General features: G+C 65.8%; 15 protein-coding genes. 13 read left to right on the top strand and 2 right to left on the bottom strand.

Annotation, left to right across the window (positions count from 1 at the left end):
• The first annotated feature begins 99 nt into the window (after positions 1-99).
• The 13 genes from ACJ70B_RS00950 to ACJ70B_RS00890 all read left to right on the top strand — a co-directional run bounded on the left by ACJ70B_RS00950 (position 100) and on the right by ACJ70B_RS00890 (position 14234).
• Positions 100-1419, top strand: a complete 1320-nt coding sequence (locus tag ACJ70B_RS00950; RefSeq protein ID WP_408958549.1) for an alpha-amylase domain-containing protein — start codon at positions 100-102, stop codon at positions 1417-1419.
• A gap of 147 nt (positions 1420-1566) precedes the next feature.
• Positions 1567-2550 carry a beta-ribofuranosylaminobenzene 5'-phosphate synthase family protein gene (locus ACJ70B_RS00945; protein ID WP_408958548.1) on the top strand — a complete coding sequence of 328 codons (984 nt, stop codon included), beginning with the start codon at positions 1567-1569 and terminating at the stop codon, positions 2548-2550.
• A 155-nt stretch (positions 2551-2705) separates the two neighbouring features.
• Positions 2706-3542: an RAD55 family ATPase gene (locus ACJ70B_RS00940; protein ID WP_408958547.1), complete on the top strand. Its 837-nt coding sequence runs from the start codon at positions 2706-2708 to the stop codon at positions 3540-3542.
• A gap of 74 nt (positions 3543-3616) precedes the next feature.
• On the top strand, positions 3617-4474 hold the full coding sequence (locus ACJ70B_RS00935; RefSeq protein ID WP_408958546.1) for a hypothetical protein: 858 nt from the start codon (positions 3617-3619) through the stop codon (positions 4472-4474).
• Positions 4471-4896, top strand: coding sequence for a hypothetical protein (locus tag ACJ70B_RS00930; RefSeq protein WP_408958545.1), 426 nt, complete (start codon positions 4471-4473; stop codon positions 4894-4896). The genes ACJ70B_RS00935 and ACJ70B_RS00930 overlap by 4 nt, the downstream gene beginning before the upstream one ends.
• A 64-nt stretch (positions 4897-4960) precedes the next feature.
• Positions 4961-5290: a transcription factor S gene (locus tag ACJ70B_RS00925; RefSeq protein ID WP_408958544.1), complete on the top strand. Its 330-nt coding sequence runs from the start codon at positions 4961-4963 to the stop codon at positions 5288-5290.
• Between the two features lie 155 nt (positions 5291-5445).
• Positions 5446-6177 (top strand): N-acetyltransferase family protein, encoded by a 732-nt coding sequence (locus ACJ70B_RS00920; protein WP_408958543.1) that lies wholly within the window; start codon positions 5446-5448, stop codon positions 6175-6177.
• Positions 6178-6291: 114 nt separating this feature from the next.
• The gene (locus ACJ70B_RS00915; RefSeq protein ID WP_408958542.1) at positions 6292-7617 is read left to right on the top strand and encodes a DNA polymerase IV; all 1326 of its coding nucleotides are present in this window, start codon (positions 6292-6294) and stop codon (positions 7615-7617) included.
• 137 nt (positions 7618-7754) lie between these two features.
• A complete protein-coding gene (locus ACJ70B_RS00910) occupies positions 7755-9032 on the top strand; it encodes a J domain-containing protein (protein ID WP_408958541.1) in 1278 nt (425 codons plus the stop codon).
• A gap of 101 nt (positions 9033-9133) precedes the next feature.
• Complete coding sequence (locus tag ACJ70B_RS00905; RefSeq protein WP_408958540.1) at positions 9134-9673, top strand: multiprotein-bridging factor 1 family protein; 540 nt, start codon at positions 9134-9136, stop codon at positions 9671-9673.
• A gap of 78 nt (positions 9674-9751) precedes the next feature.
• Positions 9752-10621, top strand: a complete 870-nt coding sequence (locus ACJ70B_RS00900; protein ID WP_408958539.1) for an alanyl-tRNA editing protein — start codon at positions 9752-9754, stop codon at positions 10619-10621.
• 158 nt (positions 10622-10779) lie between these two features.
• Positions 10780-12018, top strand: a complete 1239-nt coding sequence (locus ACJ70B_RS00895) for a mandelate racemase/muconate lactonizing enzyme family protein (protein ID WP_408958538.1) — start codon at positions 10780-10782, stop codon at positions 12016-12018.
• 113 nt (positions 12019-12131) lie between these two features.
• Positions 12132-14234, top strand: a complete 2103-nt coding sequence (locus ACJ70B_RS00890; protein WP_408958537.1) for an alpha-amylase family glycosyl hydrolase — start codon at positions 12132-12134, stop codon at positions 14232-14234.
• Positions 14235-14341: 107 nt separating this feature from the next.
• On the opposite strand, the gene ACJ70B_RS00885 is transcribed toward ACJ70B_RS00890, so the two are convergent.
• Together ACJ70B_RS00885 and ACJ70B_RS00880 are read right to left on the bottom strand one after the other, a co-directional pair.
• Complete coding sequence (locus tag ACJ70B_RS00885) at positions 14342-14719, bottom strand: hypothetical protein (protein WP_408958536.1); 378 nt, start codon at positions 14717-14719, stop codon at positions 14342-14344.
• Positions 14720-14886: 167 nt separating this feature from the next.
• Entirely contained in the window at positions 14887-15780 is an 894-nt protein-coding gene (locus ACJ70B_RS00880; RefSeq protein ID WP_408958535.1) for a sugar ABC transporter permease, read from the bottom strand.
• Positions 15781-15782 lie beyond the last annotated feature (2 nt).

Genomic DNA, 15782 nt, shown 5'->3' with positions numbered 1-15782 from the left:
GCGTTCTACGCCACCCCGACAGCAAATGATTATTATAATTAATAAAAATAGCTATATTTACTTAAATTTATCTACAACTGAGTAATATCTCGCAATTGAATGTCAGACAATACCAACCAATGGTCCGGTGATCGAAGCGATGACGCGATGAGCAGACGAACCCTCGTCGGTACCGCCGCGATGGCTGGGCTTTCCCTTGCCGGCGTCGGCTCCACCTCAGTAAGCGCGGCCGGCGGCGAGCAGGTGTTTTTCCAGTACTTCCACGAGACGTGGCCGACGATCACGGACGACCTCTCGACGGTCGCGGATTGCGGATACGACGGTATCTGGATCCAAGCACCCCAGAAAAGCGAGTTGACGTGGGGCGACCAGAACGGCCGGAATGATCCGCCGCTGGGCTATCAGCCGGTCGACTTCCGGTCCTTCGACAGCGAGTTCGGGACCGAATCGGAACTCACCCGACTCGTCGAGACCGCGCACGAACACGACCTCGAGGTGTACGTCGACTGTGTGATGAATCATATGGCCGCACAGCGCGGTTACGACTTCCCGCAGTTCGAGAAGAAACACTTCCACACCGATGTCGGGTCGATCGATGACTGGAACGACGAACAGCAAGTCGAGCACGGCAACCTCCTCGGCTTAAAAGACCTCGCACAACTCGAGGAACACGGACACGGGGACACTGCGCCGTACGTTCGCGAGCAACTACACGACTACATGAAAAAGATCGCGGACACCGGCGCCGACGGCTACCGGTACGACGCGGTCAAACACATCGATTCCAGATACTGGGAGCAGTATGCCAATCCGTGGGCCGACGAACTCGACATGGATCGAATCGGTGAGGTGCTCGACGGCGGCGTCGACTACGTGCAAAAGTACATCGACACCGGCATGAACGCCTTCGACTATCCACTGTACTTCGTCGTAAAGAGGGTCTTCGACCACGGAGACATGCGCACACTCGAAGGTGCGGGAGTCGTCGCCCAGGACCCGTTCCACTCCTGGCCGTTCGTCCAGAACCACGACAAGGGTGCGCCGCCGCAGTTCCACCTCGCACACGCCTTCGTTCTCACGATCGAGGGGACGCCGATGGTCTACGATCTCTCCCCGAACGAGATCCTCACCGACGATGCGATCAACAACATGGTGTGGGTCAAGACGAACCTCGCCGGCGGAGAGACCTACTGGCGACACACCGATTCCGACCTTGCAGTCTACGAACGGAAAAACACCCTGCTCGTCGGTCTCAACAACAATACTGACGACTGGCGAAATAAGTGGGTGTACACGACCTGGCGCAACGAGACGCTCAAGGACTACAGCGGCAGCGCCGACGATATCGACGTCAACGGAGACGGCTGGGTCGAGGTCTCGGTTCCGCCCGAGGGGTGGGTGTTCTACGCACCGTATTGATCTCACGAGCGGTGATCGGACCGCTCGCCGGCGATTCGTCGCCACGGCCTACCAGTATACCGGTAACGTCGGCGGACCGCGAGAGCGTTGTAACCGCTCGTTGCCACCGTCGAAATCCCCTTGACGGCGCTCCCCGTAAGCCGCGATATGGCGATCGTCAGCGCGGGGGCGCGCCTCCACGTCGGCTTTCAGAACCTCTCGCTCGCCCGCGAGCGACTCTACGGCGGCATCGGCGTCGGCCTCGCAGAGCCGCGAGTCACCGTCACCGCCGAACCGGCCGAGACCGTCACGACCGACGATCCGCTGGTCCGGGCGTACGCCCGCCGTGCGGCCGACCTCCTCGCGGTCCCCGGCGTCTCGATCGCACTCGAGGAGTCCCTGCCCCGCCACGTCGGCCTCGGTAGCGGCACCCAGATCGCGCTGGCCGTCCTGACGGCGACCGCGCGGGCGTACGGTCTCGAGCCCCACGTTCGCGAGCATGCGCCGGCGATGGGGCGAGGCGGTCGTAGCGGCGTCGGCGTCGCGACCTTCGAAGGCGGCGGCTTCGTCGTCGACGCCGGCCACCCGACGACCCGCTTTACCACCGAGCCGCCGTCGGAAGGCGACTGGACAGTGCCGCCGGTCGTCGCCCGCCACGACCTCCCCGCCGACTGGCGGTTCCTCGTCGTCGTCCCCGACGCCGCCTCCGGGCGCAGCGGAGACGACGAGGATGCGAGCATGCGTGCGGTCGTCGAGCGGGCCGATCCCGCGGTCGCCGACGAGATCGCCGGCGTCGTCACCCGGAAACTGCTCCCGGCCGCCGCAGCGGGCCGGCTCGAGGCCTTCGGCGAGGCCATCGGCGAGATCGGCCGCAAGAACGGGGCATGGTACGCCGACGCACAGGGTGGCGTTTTCCGACCGCCCGCCGGCGAACTCGTCGAGGCGCTCGAGGACTGTCCCGTCCTCTCCGGGATCGGCCAGTCGTCGTGGGGACCGGTCGTCTACGGCGTCACCGACGTCTGCCACGCCGACGAGGCCGAGGCGGCGGCCGAAGCCGCGCTCGCCGACCGCGGACTCGAGGGACGGGTTATTCTCGCGGAGCCGGCCGATGGCGGGGCTCGCATCGAGACGAACGACGATCACCGCGAGTAACCGACGTAAGCGAGCGGGCCGACGACTGACCCGAACGAGTGATACGAGCGGCGGGAGGATGTTCGATCGACCGGTTACCGAGGAGCAAGCAGCGCAGCAGAGCCCAGCGAACGGTCGGCCGTAATGCGTTTGTCGGTCCGTCGGAACGGACACGTATGAACCGGATGCCGCTTGGAATCTCGCGGCTCGACCGAATGATCGGCGGCGGCGCGCCGGCCGGCAGCGTCGTCTTACTGGCCGGCGAGTCCGGTGCCGGCGCACGGGAGTTCTGCTACACGAGCGCCGCGATGAACGGCCTCCGCGAGGCCGATCCCGAGCTGTTCGACCTCTACTACGGCGACCTCGAGCCGGGGGTGACGGTCCCCGAGGCGGTCCACTACGTCTCGTTTACCGACGAACGGGAGGCCGTCGTCAGCGAGATGGCGTTCGTCATGGACGACGACCTCGTCGACACGGGGATGACGGACGTCTCGTTCGTCGAACTCGCCGAAGAGTACTTCCAGCTGACGCCGGTCCCGACCGACTGGTACGCCGAGGGGATGGCCGACATCACCGAGCTCGGCACTCACAACGAACGAACCGACGTCCTCGAAGCGCTGGGCGACTATCTGACCGATCACGCCACCGGCAATCTCGTTGTGATCGACTCGCTGACCGACCTCGTCGCGGCGGCCGACGACCGGCTCGGCTGGGCGGATCTAACGGTTCTCCTGAAGGGGCTCAAACGGGCGTCACACCGCTGGGGCGGCGTGATCCTGCTGCTCGTCAACGCCGACATCCTCGAGCCGACCGATCTCGGCCGGCTCAAGGAAGCCACCGACGGCACGCTGCTGTTCGAGTGGGAAAGTGGCGGCTCCGAGCGCGCCCGAACGCTCGTCGTCGAGCAGTTCCGCGGCGTCCTCTCGCGACTCGAGGACGAGGACATCGTTCGGTTCGAGACGGAGATCCGCGACAGCGGGTTCGACATCAGTAACGTGCGCAAGATCCGGTAACCGACTCGAGCGGCCGAACTCAGCGACTGAGTCGGAACGAATCCTTATGCGACTACACTCCTTTTCTCCGGCAGATGTCGAGCCAGGACGACGACGGCGGTGTCTCTTTCTATCTTCCCCCCGAGGTCGACGACTGGCTCGCCGAGGAGGCGACTCGGCGAGACGAGAGCCGCGACGACGTCTGTCGTCGGCTCGTCTCTGCGGCACACGCCGTTGCAACCGACGACTTCGAGCCGGCCGACCGCACCGAGCTCGCCGAACTACGGGGCCAGCTCGAGGCCCAGCGCGAGGAGTTCACGGACCTCATCGAGGACGTCCGCGATCGGGTCGTTCAGGTCAAACGCGAGACCGACGCGAAGGCACCGGCCGAGCACGACCACCACGATCTCGCGAGTGCAGCGGCGTTCGAGACGCTCGACGAGGACCGTGCGGCCCTCGCCGACCGCGTCGATCGCGGGTTCGACAACTTTGAGACCGTCCTCGAGGAGCTACTCGACGAAACAGACGCGCTCGCAGAGCGGTCGACGGTCCTCGCACAGACCGTCCTCGAGCTTCGAGAACAGCGAGACGCCCTTGCCGAGCGGCGGCGTCGCCGTGTCGCAGCCGAGCGACTCCAGCTCGCGGCGAACCGGCTCGGAATCCGGACGGCGACCTGCGAGGACTGCGGCTCGAGCGTCGATATCGCGCTGCTGACCGCTCCCGAATGTCCCCGCTGTGCGAGTCAGTTCGCGGACGTGGCCGAACGGTCCTCGATCTTCGGCTCACATCGGCTGGTGACCGGCGATCCGCCCGCGATCGAGGGAGCCGACGACGCCGGCGACCCGCCGACCGACGAGGTCTTCGAGGCACTCGAGGCGGCCGCCGATCGCGAGGCGAGTGTGGCGCAGGCTCGATCGACTCGAGCGGCCGACGACGACGGTGACGAGCGATGACCGAGCGAAACGAGCGTGATGAGCAGGACGACGGAGCGCGAACCGAGGCCGAGCCGCTCGGCGACCTCGCGACGACGGTCGCGAATCGGTCGGACGCGGACCGCACGGACGCGAGCGAGCCGGCGTTCGACGACCTCTTCGATCGACAGGACGACGCCGACATCGACATCGATCGGCTCTGGGAACGGCTCGAGGCCGACGATGCGGCCGATCCGGCCGACGCCGAGCAATCGACCGATCGGACCGTTCGCGAAGTCGAGAAGCAGCCCTACTGTCACGACTGTGAGCACTTTGCCGAACCGCCGGAGACCGCGTGTACCCGCGACGGGACCGATATCCTCTCCGTGCCGACGACCACCACGTTTCGGGTCGCCGACTGTCCCATCGTCCGCGAGGACGAGGCGCTCGAGGACGCGTACTGACGGTGAGCGTCGCGCGGCCGGGCGAGTGGAGTACTTTTGCGTCTCGAGTTCGTACCTGATTTCGATGCAGTTTTGCGATGATTGCGGTTCGATGATGAAAGCGCGAGACGACCGCATGGTCTGTACGAACGACGACTGCGGGGCCTCGAGCGAGCGAGACCGCGAACAGGAGGACGCGTTCGTCACGACGGAGTCCCAGACCGACAACGACGTGATCGAATCCGACGAGAACGCCAACTTCGAGGGCAAACCGAAGGCCACCGACGTCGTCTGCGACGACTGTGGCAATCAGGAGGCGTGGTACACGCTCAAGCAGACCGCCTCGGCCGACGAGCCACCGACGCGGTTCTTCAAATGTACGCAGTGCGGTAAGAAATGGCGAGGGTACAACTGACCGAATACCGCTCGAGTTCGGCTCGAGCCGCGACCCGGTCGGCGCAACTCCCCCTCGAGTTTCACGTGAGGCCAGCGACAGCGACGGCGTCGAACCACCATACGTGTCATGCCAACGATGGACAAGGATAAGCGAACGTAGTCCATACCGTCAGTATGGACGCGAGAGAACGGCCAGCGTTTTCCTCGGACGTCAACAAACGCATGTACGAGTACGTCGAGCGACACGGAACCGCCGAACGCCACAAGCTCTTGGACGTCGTCTCCCTGCCCACCGAGGAGTTTCGAACGCGTCTCGAGGAACTCAAATCGGACGGCTACCTCGAGGAGGACGGCGGGACGCTCCGAGTGGCGCTCGAGTTCGGGGCTATCGAAAAGCACGAGTTGGACGAATTCACCCTGACCGTTCGTCCCGCTCGCCAGCGTGACTTCGACGGGCTCGTCGAGACGATCCGGGACGTTACGTCCGAAGAGACCTACGTCGTCGCCGAGACGATCGCCGAGCAACTACTGTACGAAAACGCGGTCACCAGACATAACGCGGTGGAATCGCGTCGATTTTTCGTCGCGACCGTCGACGGCGAAGTCGTTGGCTGGACCCACCTCGATCTTCACCAGCTCGATCCGGTGCGAGAGGTCGCCCGGCAGACGGTCGGCGTCCGCGAGGCCTATCGGGGCCACGGAATCGGGAGCACGCTCTTACAGCGCGGGATCGAGTGGGCCGAAGCGAACGGCTACCGGAAACTGTACAACAGCGTCCCCGTGGTCAACGATACCGCGCTCGAGTTCCTGACCACACACGGGTGGAACACCGAGGCGATCCGCAAGGACCACTACACGATCGACGGCGAGTACGTCGACGAAGTGATGATGGCGTACGAACTGTAGTCGTCGCCGTCGAAAGCGGCGTCGGCCGGTCGCCGCCCGGAGAGCCGTCACCGATCGGACACCGCACAGGGGCGCAACGTTCACGTCGGTTCGGACGAATCGACCGATAGACGAATGTCCGACGGGCCGCGGCTACCGGGCGTCGAAGGCGAGGACGACGAGGACCGGATCGTCTGCCACGTCGACGCCGACTGCTTCTACGCCTCCTGCGAGCGGCTTCGCGAGCCCGACCTCCGCGGTGAGCCCCTCGTCGTCGGCATGGGCTACGAAGAAGGCGAAACGATCGGCGCGGTCGCCACCGCCAGCTACGAGGCCCGCGAGTTCGGCGTCGAGAGCGCACAGGCCATCTCGACGGCCCTCGAGCGCCTCCCGAGACGTGCGGCCGACGAGAACGGCGAGATCGCCGATACGGACCTCGAGCGCGCTGCGACCGGCTACTACCGGCCCGTCGACATGGACTACTACGAGTCGGTCGCGGCCGACGTCCGCGAGATCCTCCACGACTGCGCGGACGTGGTCCGCGAGGTGAGCATCGACGAGGCCTACCTCGACGTGACCGAGCGGACCGCCTGGGAGGTCGCCGACGGCTTCGCCCGCCACATCAAGGACCGCATCCGCCGGGAGGTCGGCGTGACCGTCAGCGTCGGCGTCGCGCCGACGATGAGCGCCGCGAAGATCGCCAGCGACTTCGACAAACCCGACGGACTGACCGTCGTCGAACCCGGCGAACTCCGCGACTTTCTGGCCCCGCTCGAGGTCGATCTGCTCCACGGCGTCGGCCCCGTGACAGCCCGCGAACTCCGGGAGATGGGCCTCAAGACTGCAGGCGACGTGGCGGCGGCCGATCCCGAACCGCTGGTCGAGCGCTTCGGCGAGCGCGGCCGGGAGTTGTACTCTCGCGCACGCGGCGAGGACGACCGCCGGGTCGAGCCGAAGGGCGACCCCAAGAGCTTCTCCCGGGAGTCGGCGTTCGCCAAGCCCGTCGAAGCGCCTGATCCGAAGTACGAGTTGATCGAGACGCTCGCGGCGGCCGTCGCGGATCGCGCACGGCGCGAGGGCGCGCTGTATCGGACCATCGGCGTCAAGGCGGTCACGCCGCCCTACGACGTCAATACGCGCGAACGGTCGCTGTCCGGCCCGGTCGACGACCCTGAGTTGGTCGACCGGATCGCTCGCGATCTGTTCGCCGAGTTCGAGACCGAACCCGTCCGCAAACTCGGCGTCCGCGTCGCCAACCTCGAGTTCGCGGCCGCCGATCAGGCAAGTCTCGAGGGCTGGGGGACCGACGAGAGCGGCCATGATTCCGATTCCGGACTCGAGGATGGGACGGCCGCAACCGAGTCGGACACCGACCTGGAACCGGAGTCGGGCGATGCCGACGCGGACCCGACTCGCGGCGGGCCGTCGGCCGGCCAGTCCTCGCTTGCCGATTTCTCGTAACCGCCCGCAGCGGTCGGCGACGGCCACAACGTACTCGTACCTCGAGTCACGAGGGTAATCGAACCGACCGGAAAGAACACTGAAATTATAACCCCTCCCCGACAATCCCGTCACAGACTACACCGTCTCACGCTCATATGACAGAGGATTTTTACGACCTTCTCGAGATTCCCTCCGACGCCTCTCAGGACGAGATCAAAGACGCCTACCGCGAACAGGTCCGGGTCTACCACCCGGATCTGAACGACGACGACCGCGCGCAGGCCCAGTTCACCGCGGTCAAGACGGCCTACGATATCCTCGGCGATCCGGTCGAGCGCCAGGCCTACGACCGGCTCGGCCACGAGGAGTACGTCGCCAAGCGGACCAGCGGCCTGCCCTCGCCCGACGTCTGGAAGAGCGACGATGACGACGAGAAACAGGACGGAACGGAACTGAGTTACTCGGAGTCCGACGCAGCCTCGGCGACCGCGTCGGCGACGGCCGGCTCCGCGACCGCTAGCTCGGCCGGAGCGACGGCCGGCGCGGGCGGGACGACCGCGAGCCGCTCGTCAACGACGGCCGGCGCGAGCGGAACGGCATCGGGTACCGGTGGCGCGTCGACCGGGGCCGCCGGTGCCTCGAGCGCGGCCGGAACGGGGACCGGGACCGCCGGTGCGAGCGATTCGACGAGGTCGGGTTCGACCGACACCAGGAGCCGCGGAACCGGAACGCGATCTAGCTCCCGGTCTCGCTCGCGGACGGCCGACAACCCCCTCGTTCGCTGGTGGCGACGACAGAACTTCTCGCCCCCGTTAATCTGGCTGTCGGTGGTCGTCTACGCCGCCGGCCTCGGCCACTTCGCGCTCGCAAATCGGGGCGCGCTCGGCTCGCTCTGGGCCGCCGTCCGTGCGGCGGGTGGCTCGGAGGTCCCGACGCTGCTGACGGAGGGCCGCCACGGGATCGAGACGACCACGGCGTTCGTAAGCGGCGTCGAGTTCGTGACGCCGCCGCTCGAGCCGACGCTGTGGTACGCCGCGTTGGCGGGCGTCGTCGCGCTCGCGTCGGGTGCCCTGCTCGTCGCCCGCGCCGTCCGCCGAGAGGACACGTGGGGGGCCGTAACGATCAACGAGACGATCGTCGTCGCGCTCGCACTGGGGGCGACGACGACGCTGGTCGGCGGTCCGCTGCTCGCGGGGACGGTCCTCATGCCGTTCCTGTTCGGCGTGATCGTCCGCCACACGCGGCGGCTGCCCGGCTGGCAGCCGTCGTACCTGTACGTGGTACCGGTCCTTGCGCCGGCGGCCGGCTTCGGTGCTGCCGCGGCCGGCGCGGCCTCGCTGCCCGTCGACATCGCCGCGTTCGTGATCGTCCCACTGATCGGCGGGCTGGCGCTCCCGCTGCGGACGACGATCCGAAAGCACTTCGGCCGCTAAGTCCGGAGACACGTTTTCATCCTCGAGCGGCCGCTGCCGGCTACAGCGTCCGAAACTCGCCGTACCGAACGGTTAAAATGCGCCAGCGGCCAACGTGTCGCATGGCCAAATACTCGACCGGTTCGTCCGGCGGCGGCGGCGGGACGAACTGCGAACTCTGCGGTGCCGAGAGCGACTCGCTCAGGCTCGCGTCGGTCGCCGGCGCGGAACTCGAGGTCTGTCCGGACTGTGCGCCACACGACGATTCTCAGACTCACGGCCGAGACCGCAATCGGAGCGGGGGGAGCGGACAGGGCTCGAACTCGAGCGGCGGGACAGACGACGAGCCGAGCCGCACACAGAAGGCGGCCCAGAACGTCGCGAAGGCGAACCCGGTCTGGGACGGCGACTCCGAGCACTGGGAGAGCGAGGGGACGAACTACGACGACGATCCGCTCCCGTATCTCGTCTCTGACTACGGCGAGGCGCTCGTCGAAGCCCGACGGGAGGCCGGCCTCCAGCGCGAGGAACTCGCCGACGAACTCGGCGTGCCCGAGAAGGACATTCTCGCAGTCGAACAGGGCCGTGCCACGCAGGCCGGTGTCGGCGGTGGACTGATCGCGGCGCTCGAGGAGCGCCTCGACGTGACCCTCGCGGAGTAACGCGCTCTCGATCAGTCTTCGGATTTCGTGACTATCTCGGCGGGCAGACTTTTATTGGCGCACGACAGAGACCAACCGATGACCGGGCAACGGGCAGCGGCTGAGCCGTACGCGACGCGGTTCGAGACCGAAGTGACGTCGATCGACGGCCGACGGGTCTGGCTCGAGCGCAGTCACTTCTTCGGTGCAAGCGGTGGTCAGCCGGCCGATCGCGGGACGATCGCCGATATTGAGGTGGCTGACGTCGAACTGGTCGACGGCGAGGGAGTCCACGTCCTGGCCGACGAACCGTCGTTCAAGGTGGGCCATCGCGCGCTGTGTGCCGTCGACTGGTCGTTTCGCATGCACTGCATGCGAGCCCACACCGCCAGTCACGTCCTCGCCGGGGCCGCGAGCCAGGTGCTCGAGGACTCGTCCAGCACTGGCCTCGAGATCGGCCCGAAGACGGTCCGCGTCGACCTCGAGACGGATGCTCCGATCGACGACGAGACGCTGATCGAACTGGACGAGACGGTCAACCGCGTGGTCTGGGAGTCCCGACCGGTCTCGTGGGACGACGTGCCGGTCGCCGAGGCGCGCGAGCGCGACGACGTTCGCTTCGAGCCGGACGCCAACGAGGCCGCCGTCGAGAAGGGCCGCGTTCGTCTCGTTTCCATCGAGGCCGAGAACGATAGCGGAAACGGAAATCGCCTCCCTGGAACGAACGGGAAAACGGAGCCGTGGGACACCAGGGCCTGTGCCGGCACCCACGTCCGGAACACGCGCGAAATCGGTCCCGTGACGGTGCTCGGCCGCTCGAGCCCCGCCGAAGGCGTGACTCGGATCGAGTTCGCCGTCGGCCCGCAGGCGATCGCCCGGCGGACTGCGGAAAAGCGGGCCGCGTTCGCCGCGACGGCAGCGCTGGACGTCGGTCTCGAGGAGGTCGGCGACGAACTCGAGCGGGTCTGAGAGCCCCGCGGTCGACGGTGCTCGCTCGCAAGGCGACGGCGTCGCTTGCAAGCAGCGGGTTCATTGCGCTCAGTCTCGACTCGTCGATCGGAATCGACGTCGTCACCTTGCCAGCGGAAGGTGGAAACTATTACTATCTCTGGAGTGAATTTCAATCTATGGGAGTCGACTACTCGCAGTTGCACGACCCGAACGCCGAGTACACGATGCGAGACCTCTCTGCGGAGACGATGGGGGTCACGCGCGATCGCGGACAGGGCCGGGACGTCGAGATCACCGACATCCAGACGACGATGGTCGACGGCAACTTCCCGTGGACGCTCGTGCGGATCTACACCGACGCGGGGATCACCGGCACCGGTGAGGCCTACTGGGGGGCCGGCACGCCCGAACTGATCGAGCGGATGACACCCTTCCTCCAGGGAGAGAACCCGCTCGATATCGACCGACTGACCGAACACCTCGTCCAGAAGATGTCCGGCGAGGGCTCGATCGGCGGTGTCACCGTCACCGCGATCTCCGGCATCGAGGTCGCGCTGCACGATCTGGCCGGGAAGATACTCGAGGTACCGGCCTATCAGCTCCTCGGCGGGAAGTACCGCGACGAGGTGCGGGTCTACTGCGATTGCCACACCGAAGCGGAGGCAGACCCAGACGCCTGTGCGGACGAGGCCGAACGCGTCGTCGAGGATCTGGGCTACGACGCGCTGAAGTTCGACCTCGACGTGCCAAGCGGCCACGAGAAAGACCGCGCGAACCGCCACCTCCGCGAGCCCGAAATCGAGCACAAGGCCGACATCGTCGAGGCGGTCACCGAACGCGTCGGCTCGCGGGCCGACGTCGCCTTCGACTGCCACTGGACCTTCTCGGGAGGCAGCGCGAAACGGCTCGCGAAACGACTCGAGGAATACGACGTCTGGTGGCTCGAAGATCCCGTTCCGCCGGAGAACCACGATGTCCAGCGGACGATCACGCAGTCGACGTCGACGCCGATCACCGTCGGCGAGAACGTCTACCGGAAACACGGGCAGCGTCGCCTGCTCGAGGAGCAGGCCGTCGACATCATCGCGCCGGACATGCCCAAGGTCGGCGGAATGCGCGAGACGGCCAAGATCGCCAACCTCGCCGACATGTACTACGTGCCGGTCGCGATGCACAACGTCGCATCGCCGGTCGCGACGGTCGCCAGCGCCCACGTCGGCGCGTCACTCTCGAACGCACTCGCCGTGGAGTACCACTCCTACGAACTCGGCTGGTGGGCGGAGCTGGTCGAGGAAGACGTCATCGAAGACGGCTACATCGAGGTTCCCGAGGAGCCCGGGCTCGGGGTTACGCTGGACATGGACGCCGTCGAGGAACACATGGTCGAGGGCGAGGAGCTCTTCGACGAAGCGTAAGGCATCGAGTCGGCGCACTTCCGCAGTTTACCGAAGCCGTCCGTCGACGACTACGCCCAGTCGTGATGAACTAGTACACCACAGATTTACTTTCAGGAGCGAAAAGGGGTGATATGGACCGACGACCCCATCGACTACTCGCTCCTGACGGGGGAGCGGGAGGAAATCGGCGACGGGTATCCGCGGACGACAGCGGAACCGACTCCGATCGCCCGTTCGAGAGCGGAGACGGCTCGCACCATCCCGGCCCACCGCGGTTCGTCACGGTCGGCGAAGGGATCGTCGACCCGAACGGGAACGAGATGGAGACGCGCGACGATCTCGCGCCGTGGAACCCGGACGGCGATGCCGCGTACACCTGGGACGTGCGCGAGGCACCCGACGGCTCGACCGCGACACCGACCGACGGGCCGGTCGCCGCGTTCGAACCCGACGTTCCGGGCGAGCACACCCTCGCGCTCGAGGCGCCCGATGGAACGCACGAAGTGACGGTCCGCGCGTTTCCCGAGGCGGACGACGACGCGCCACGACCGCAGGTCGAACTCGACGCGACGGTCGACGAGCAGACGGTTCACCTCTCGGCGACCGCGACCGTCGTCGGCGACGGCGATCCCGGCGTCGAGTTCTACGTCGACGATCGAAACGAGGACGTGCTCGAGGACGACACCATTCCGCTCGATGCGATCGACGAACCGATCCGCGTCTACGCCGTCGCCGTGGACGACCGCCACTCGGTCCCGGACGCGATCGACCTCGTTCCCGACGATCGGACGGGGAACCCATCCGTCCGCGTCGAACGACCGTTCGAACCGCCGGAGTGGGCCGTCGACGCGGTCGTATACGAAATCTTCACGCGGCGGTTCCCCGACCAGGACGATCCCACGTTCGAGACGATTGCGGACCGACTCGACCACCTCGAGGGCCTCGGGATCGACGTCCTCTGGCTGACGCCGTTTCTCGAGGCCGAGAGCGGATTCGGGACGCCGATGGAGCTCGGCGGACCACACGGGTACAACACGACGGACTACTTCAGCGTCGATCCGGACCTCGGGACGATAGCCGACGTCGAAGCGCTCGTCCACGCATGCCACGAGCGGGATATCAGGGTCGTCTTCGACCTCGTGATCAACCACACCGCGGACACGCATCCGTTCTACGAGGCCGCCGTCGACGAGACACACCCCGACCACGATCGATTCCGCGACTGGTATCGCTGGGAGGAGTTCGATGAGCGGGACGCGGACACCTACTTCGGCTGGGACGGGATCCCGAATCTGAATTACGGCAATCCAGCGGTTCGGGAGTATCTGCTCGAGGTCGTCGACTTCTGGGCGGACAAGGTCGACGGCTTTCGAGCAGACGTCGCCTGGGGCGTCCCCCTGAGCTTCTGGACCGAAGTGTACGATCGCGTGTGCGGCGCGAACAGCGACTTCTTCCTGTTAGACGAAACCCTCCCCTCCGACGTCGAGATGGGTGGCGGTCGGTTCCACATGCACCACGACGACGTCCTCCACGACACGCTTGAGCGGTTGGGCGAGTCGATTACGGGCGACGACGGGGACGCATCGGGCGTCGAGACGGCAACGACCGACGAAGAGGTCGATGCGGTTGCGGACGAGTTTACGGATTCGGCGGCCGATCTGGACACGACGACCGCCGATGCGATTCTCGAGGCGGTCGAGCAGCGAACCCGGCGCGGAGCCCATCCGGACTCCGAGTGGTTGCTGTACGTCGAAAACCACGACACCGATCGGTATCTCACCGAATACGGTCGCGACGCACAACTGGCAGCCGGCGCTGCGACGTGTACCCTTCCCGGCTCGCCGATGCTCTACTACGGGCAGGAGACCGGCCTGACAGGACGGCGCGATCCGATGAACTGGGGTTCGTTCGACGATGCCCTGCTCGAGTACTATCGGCGACTGATCGAGCTTCGAAAGTCACATCCGGCCCTCCAGTCCGCTGCACGGCTCGAGCGCATCCCGTACGAGGCCGATACCGACGCCGCGGTCGCGTTCGCTCGTACGGACCCGGCGAGCGGTCGCCGCGTCGTCGTGGCGCTTCACTTCGGCGATGGGACGGCGACGGTAGCGCTCGACGAACTCGTCGATGGGGCCGACCTCCTGACCGGGACGGACGTACTCGACGAAGCCGGCGGCGAGGTGCGTCCGTCGGTCGCCGTCGAAACGGCAGTCGTTCTCGAAGTCCGGCGCTGACAGCGACAGCGACAGTTCGAGCGACGCGATCGGGACCGCCGGTCCAGTTCCTTCGTGTCCCGACGACAGCGCCGAGGTCGTGGCGAGCACGGTCGTCGGTGTCGTCCTTACCGAGGCTCGGAGACGATCGCACTCGTGACCAGCAGCACTGTCATCACGGCCACTTCGAACGAGACGATCTCGCAGGCCCACAGCAAGACGATGAGGGTGTTGAGGCCGAGCGCGATACTCGGAAACTGATCGACGACCACACTGCGCAGCAATTCCGATGTCGTTTCCGCGCTGTGCCCGTCGGTGGTGGTGCTCCAGTCCGCGGCCGTCGCAGTCCACGGTGCTCGAGCGTCATCCGGCGCGACGAACTCGGCTCCACAGCGTCGACACGTGATCTGGCGGCTCGAAAACGGGGTCGGATAATCTGCCGGACAGTTCGGGCAGAGGACGCGTTCGGACGCTCGTTCGGACTCCCCCTGCTCTGACATTTTCACTGACTGTTGTGAAATCCGAGCGCGTCGGTATATGCTTTCCCCGTAGTGTCTCGTCGATCTGAGCGCTGTCGGGTTGTCGTCGTGCGACGGTGCCTCGTCCGTGCGTTCACGGGCGCGGTGACGGGGACGGATCGACTGCGAACGAAACAGGAGGAAAGCGAATACGCTTAGCCTTCCATGCCTCCGAAGGAGAGTCCGCTCTCGACCTGCTTCTGGGCGATAAAGTAGATGATCGCGACCGGTAACGCGAACAGGAGCGCGAACGCGGCGAACTGCGACCACGGCGTTCCCCGCCGGTCGCTGATAATACCGTACAACTCTACCGAGAGCGGGTAGAGATCGGGATCGTGGATCAGCGTCTGTGCGACGATGAACTCGTTCCAGCCGGCAGTCCACGCGAATACTAACACAGCGGCGATCCCGGGCTTCGAGAGCGGCAGGATGACTTCACGGACGACTTGCCACTGGCTTGCACCGTCAACGATGGCCGCTTCCTCGTAGGAGATCGGAATGTTGTCCATAAAGGTCTTCAACAACCACGTGTTGAACGGTATCGCACCGGCCCCGTAGAAGAGGCCGAGAACCAGGAGGTTGTTAGTCAGTCCGAAGTCCGAGAATAACGCATAGAGCGCGATGAGCACGGCAATCGAGAGACCGGCACCCATCTGGGTGAACAGGATGTAGCCGTAGAGGAGCTTGCGCCGCCCGAAGAACTCGCGCCGCGAGAGCGCGTAGGCCCCGGGAATCGAAAACATTAGCGTGACGGTGACCGTCACGGTAACGACGAACAAGCTGTTTATCAGTCCCCGCCGGAAGTTCTCGTTCTCGAGGACCCACCTGAACGAATCCAGGTTGTACGTGGACGGATCGGCGAACATCCCGTTGGAGGAGATCAACGTCGTCCCGTCGGACAGAGAGACGGTGATGATCCAGTAGACCGGGAACATCAAGACGAGGAGTACGCCGATGGCGAACGAGGTCGTGAGGGCCGAGATGCCGACATCCATCGGACTCCGTCGACCCGCTTTGACGTCAGCTATCGTGTCGGATATTTTCCCCATTG

The sequence above is a fragment of the Natrinema sp. 74 genome, from assembly GCF_046097095.1.
Classification (GTDB): Archaea; Halobacteriota; Halobacteria; order Halobacteriales; family Natrialbaceae; genus Natrinema.
The sequence above is the reverse complement of the archived record's forward strand: the minus strand, read 5'-3'. Positions and strand labels throughout refer to the sequence as shown.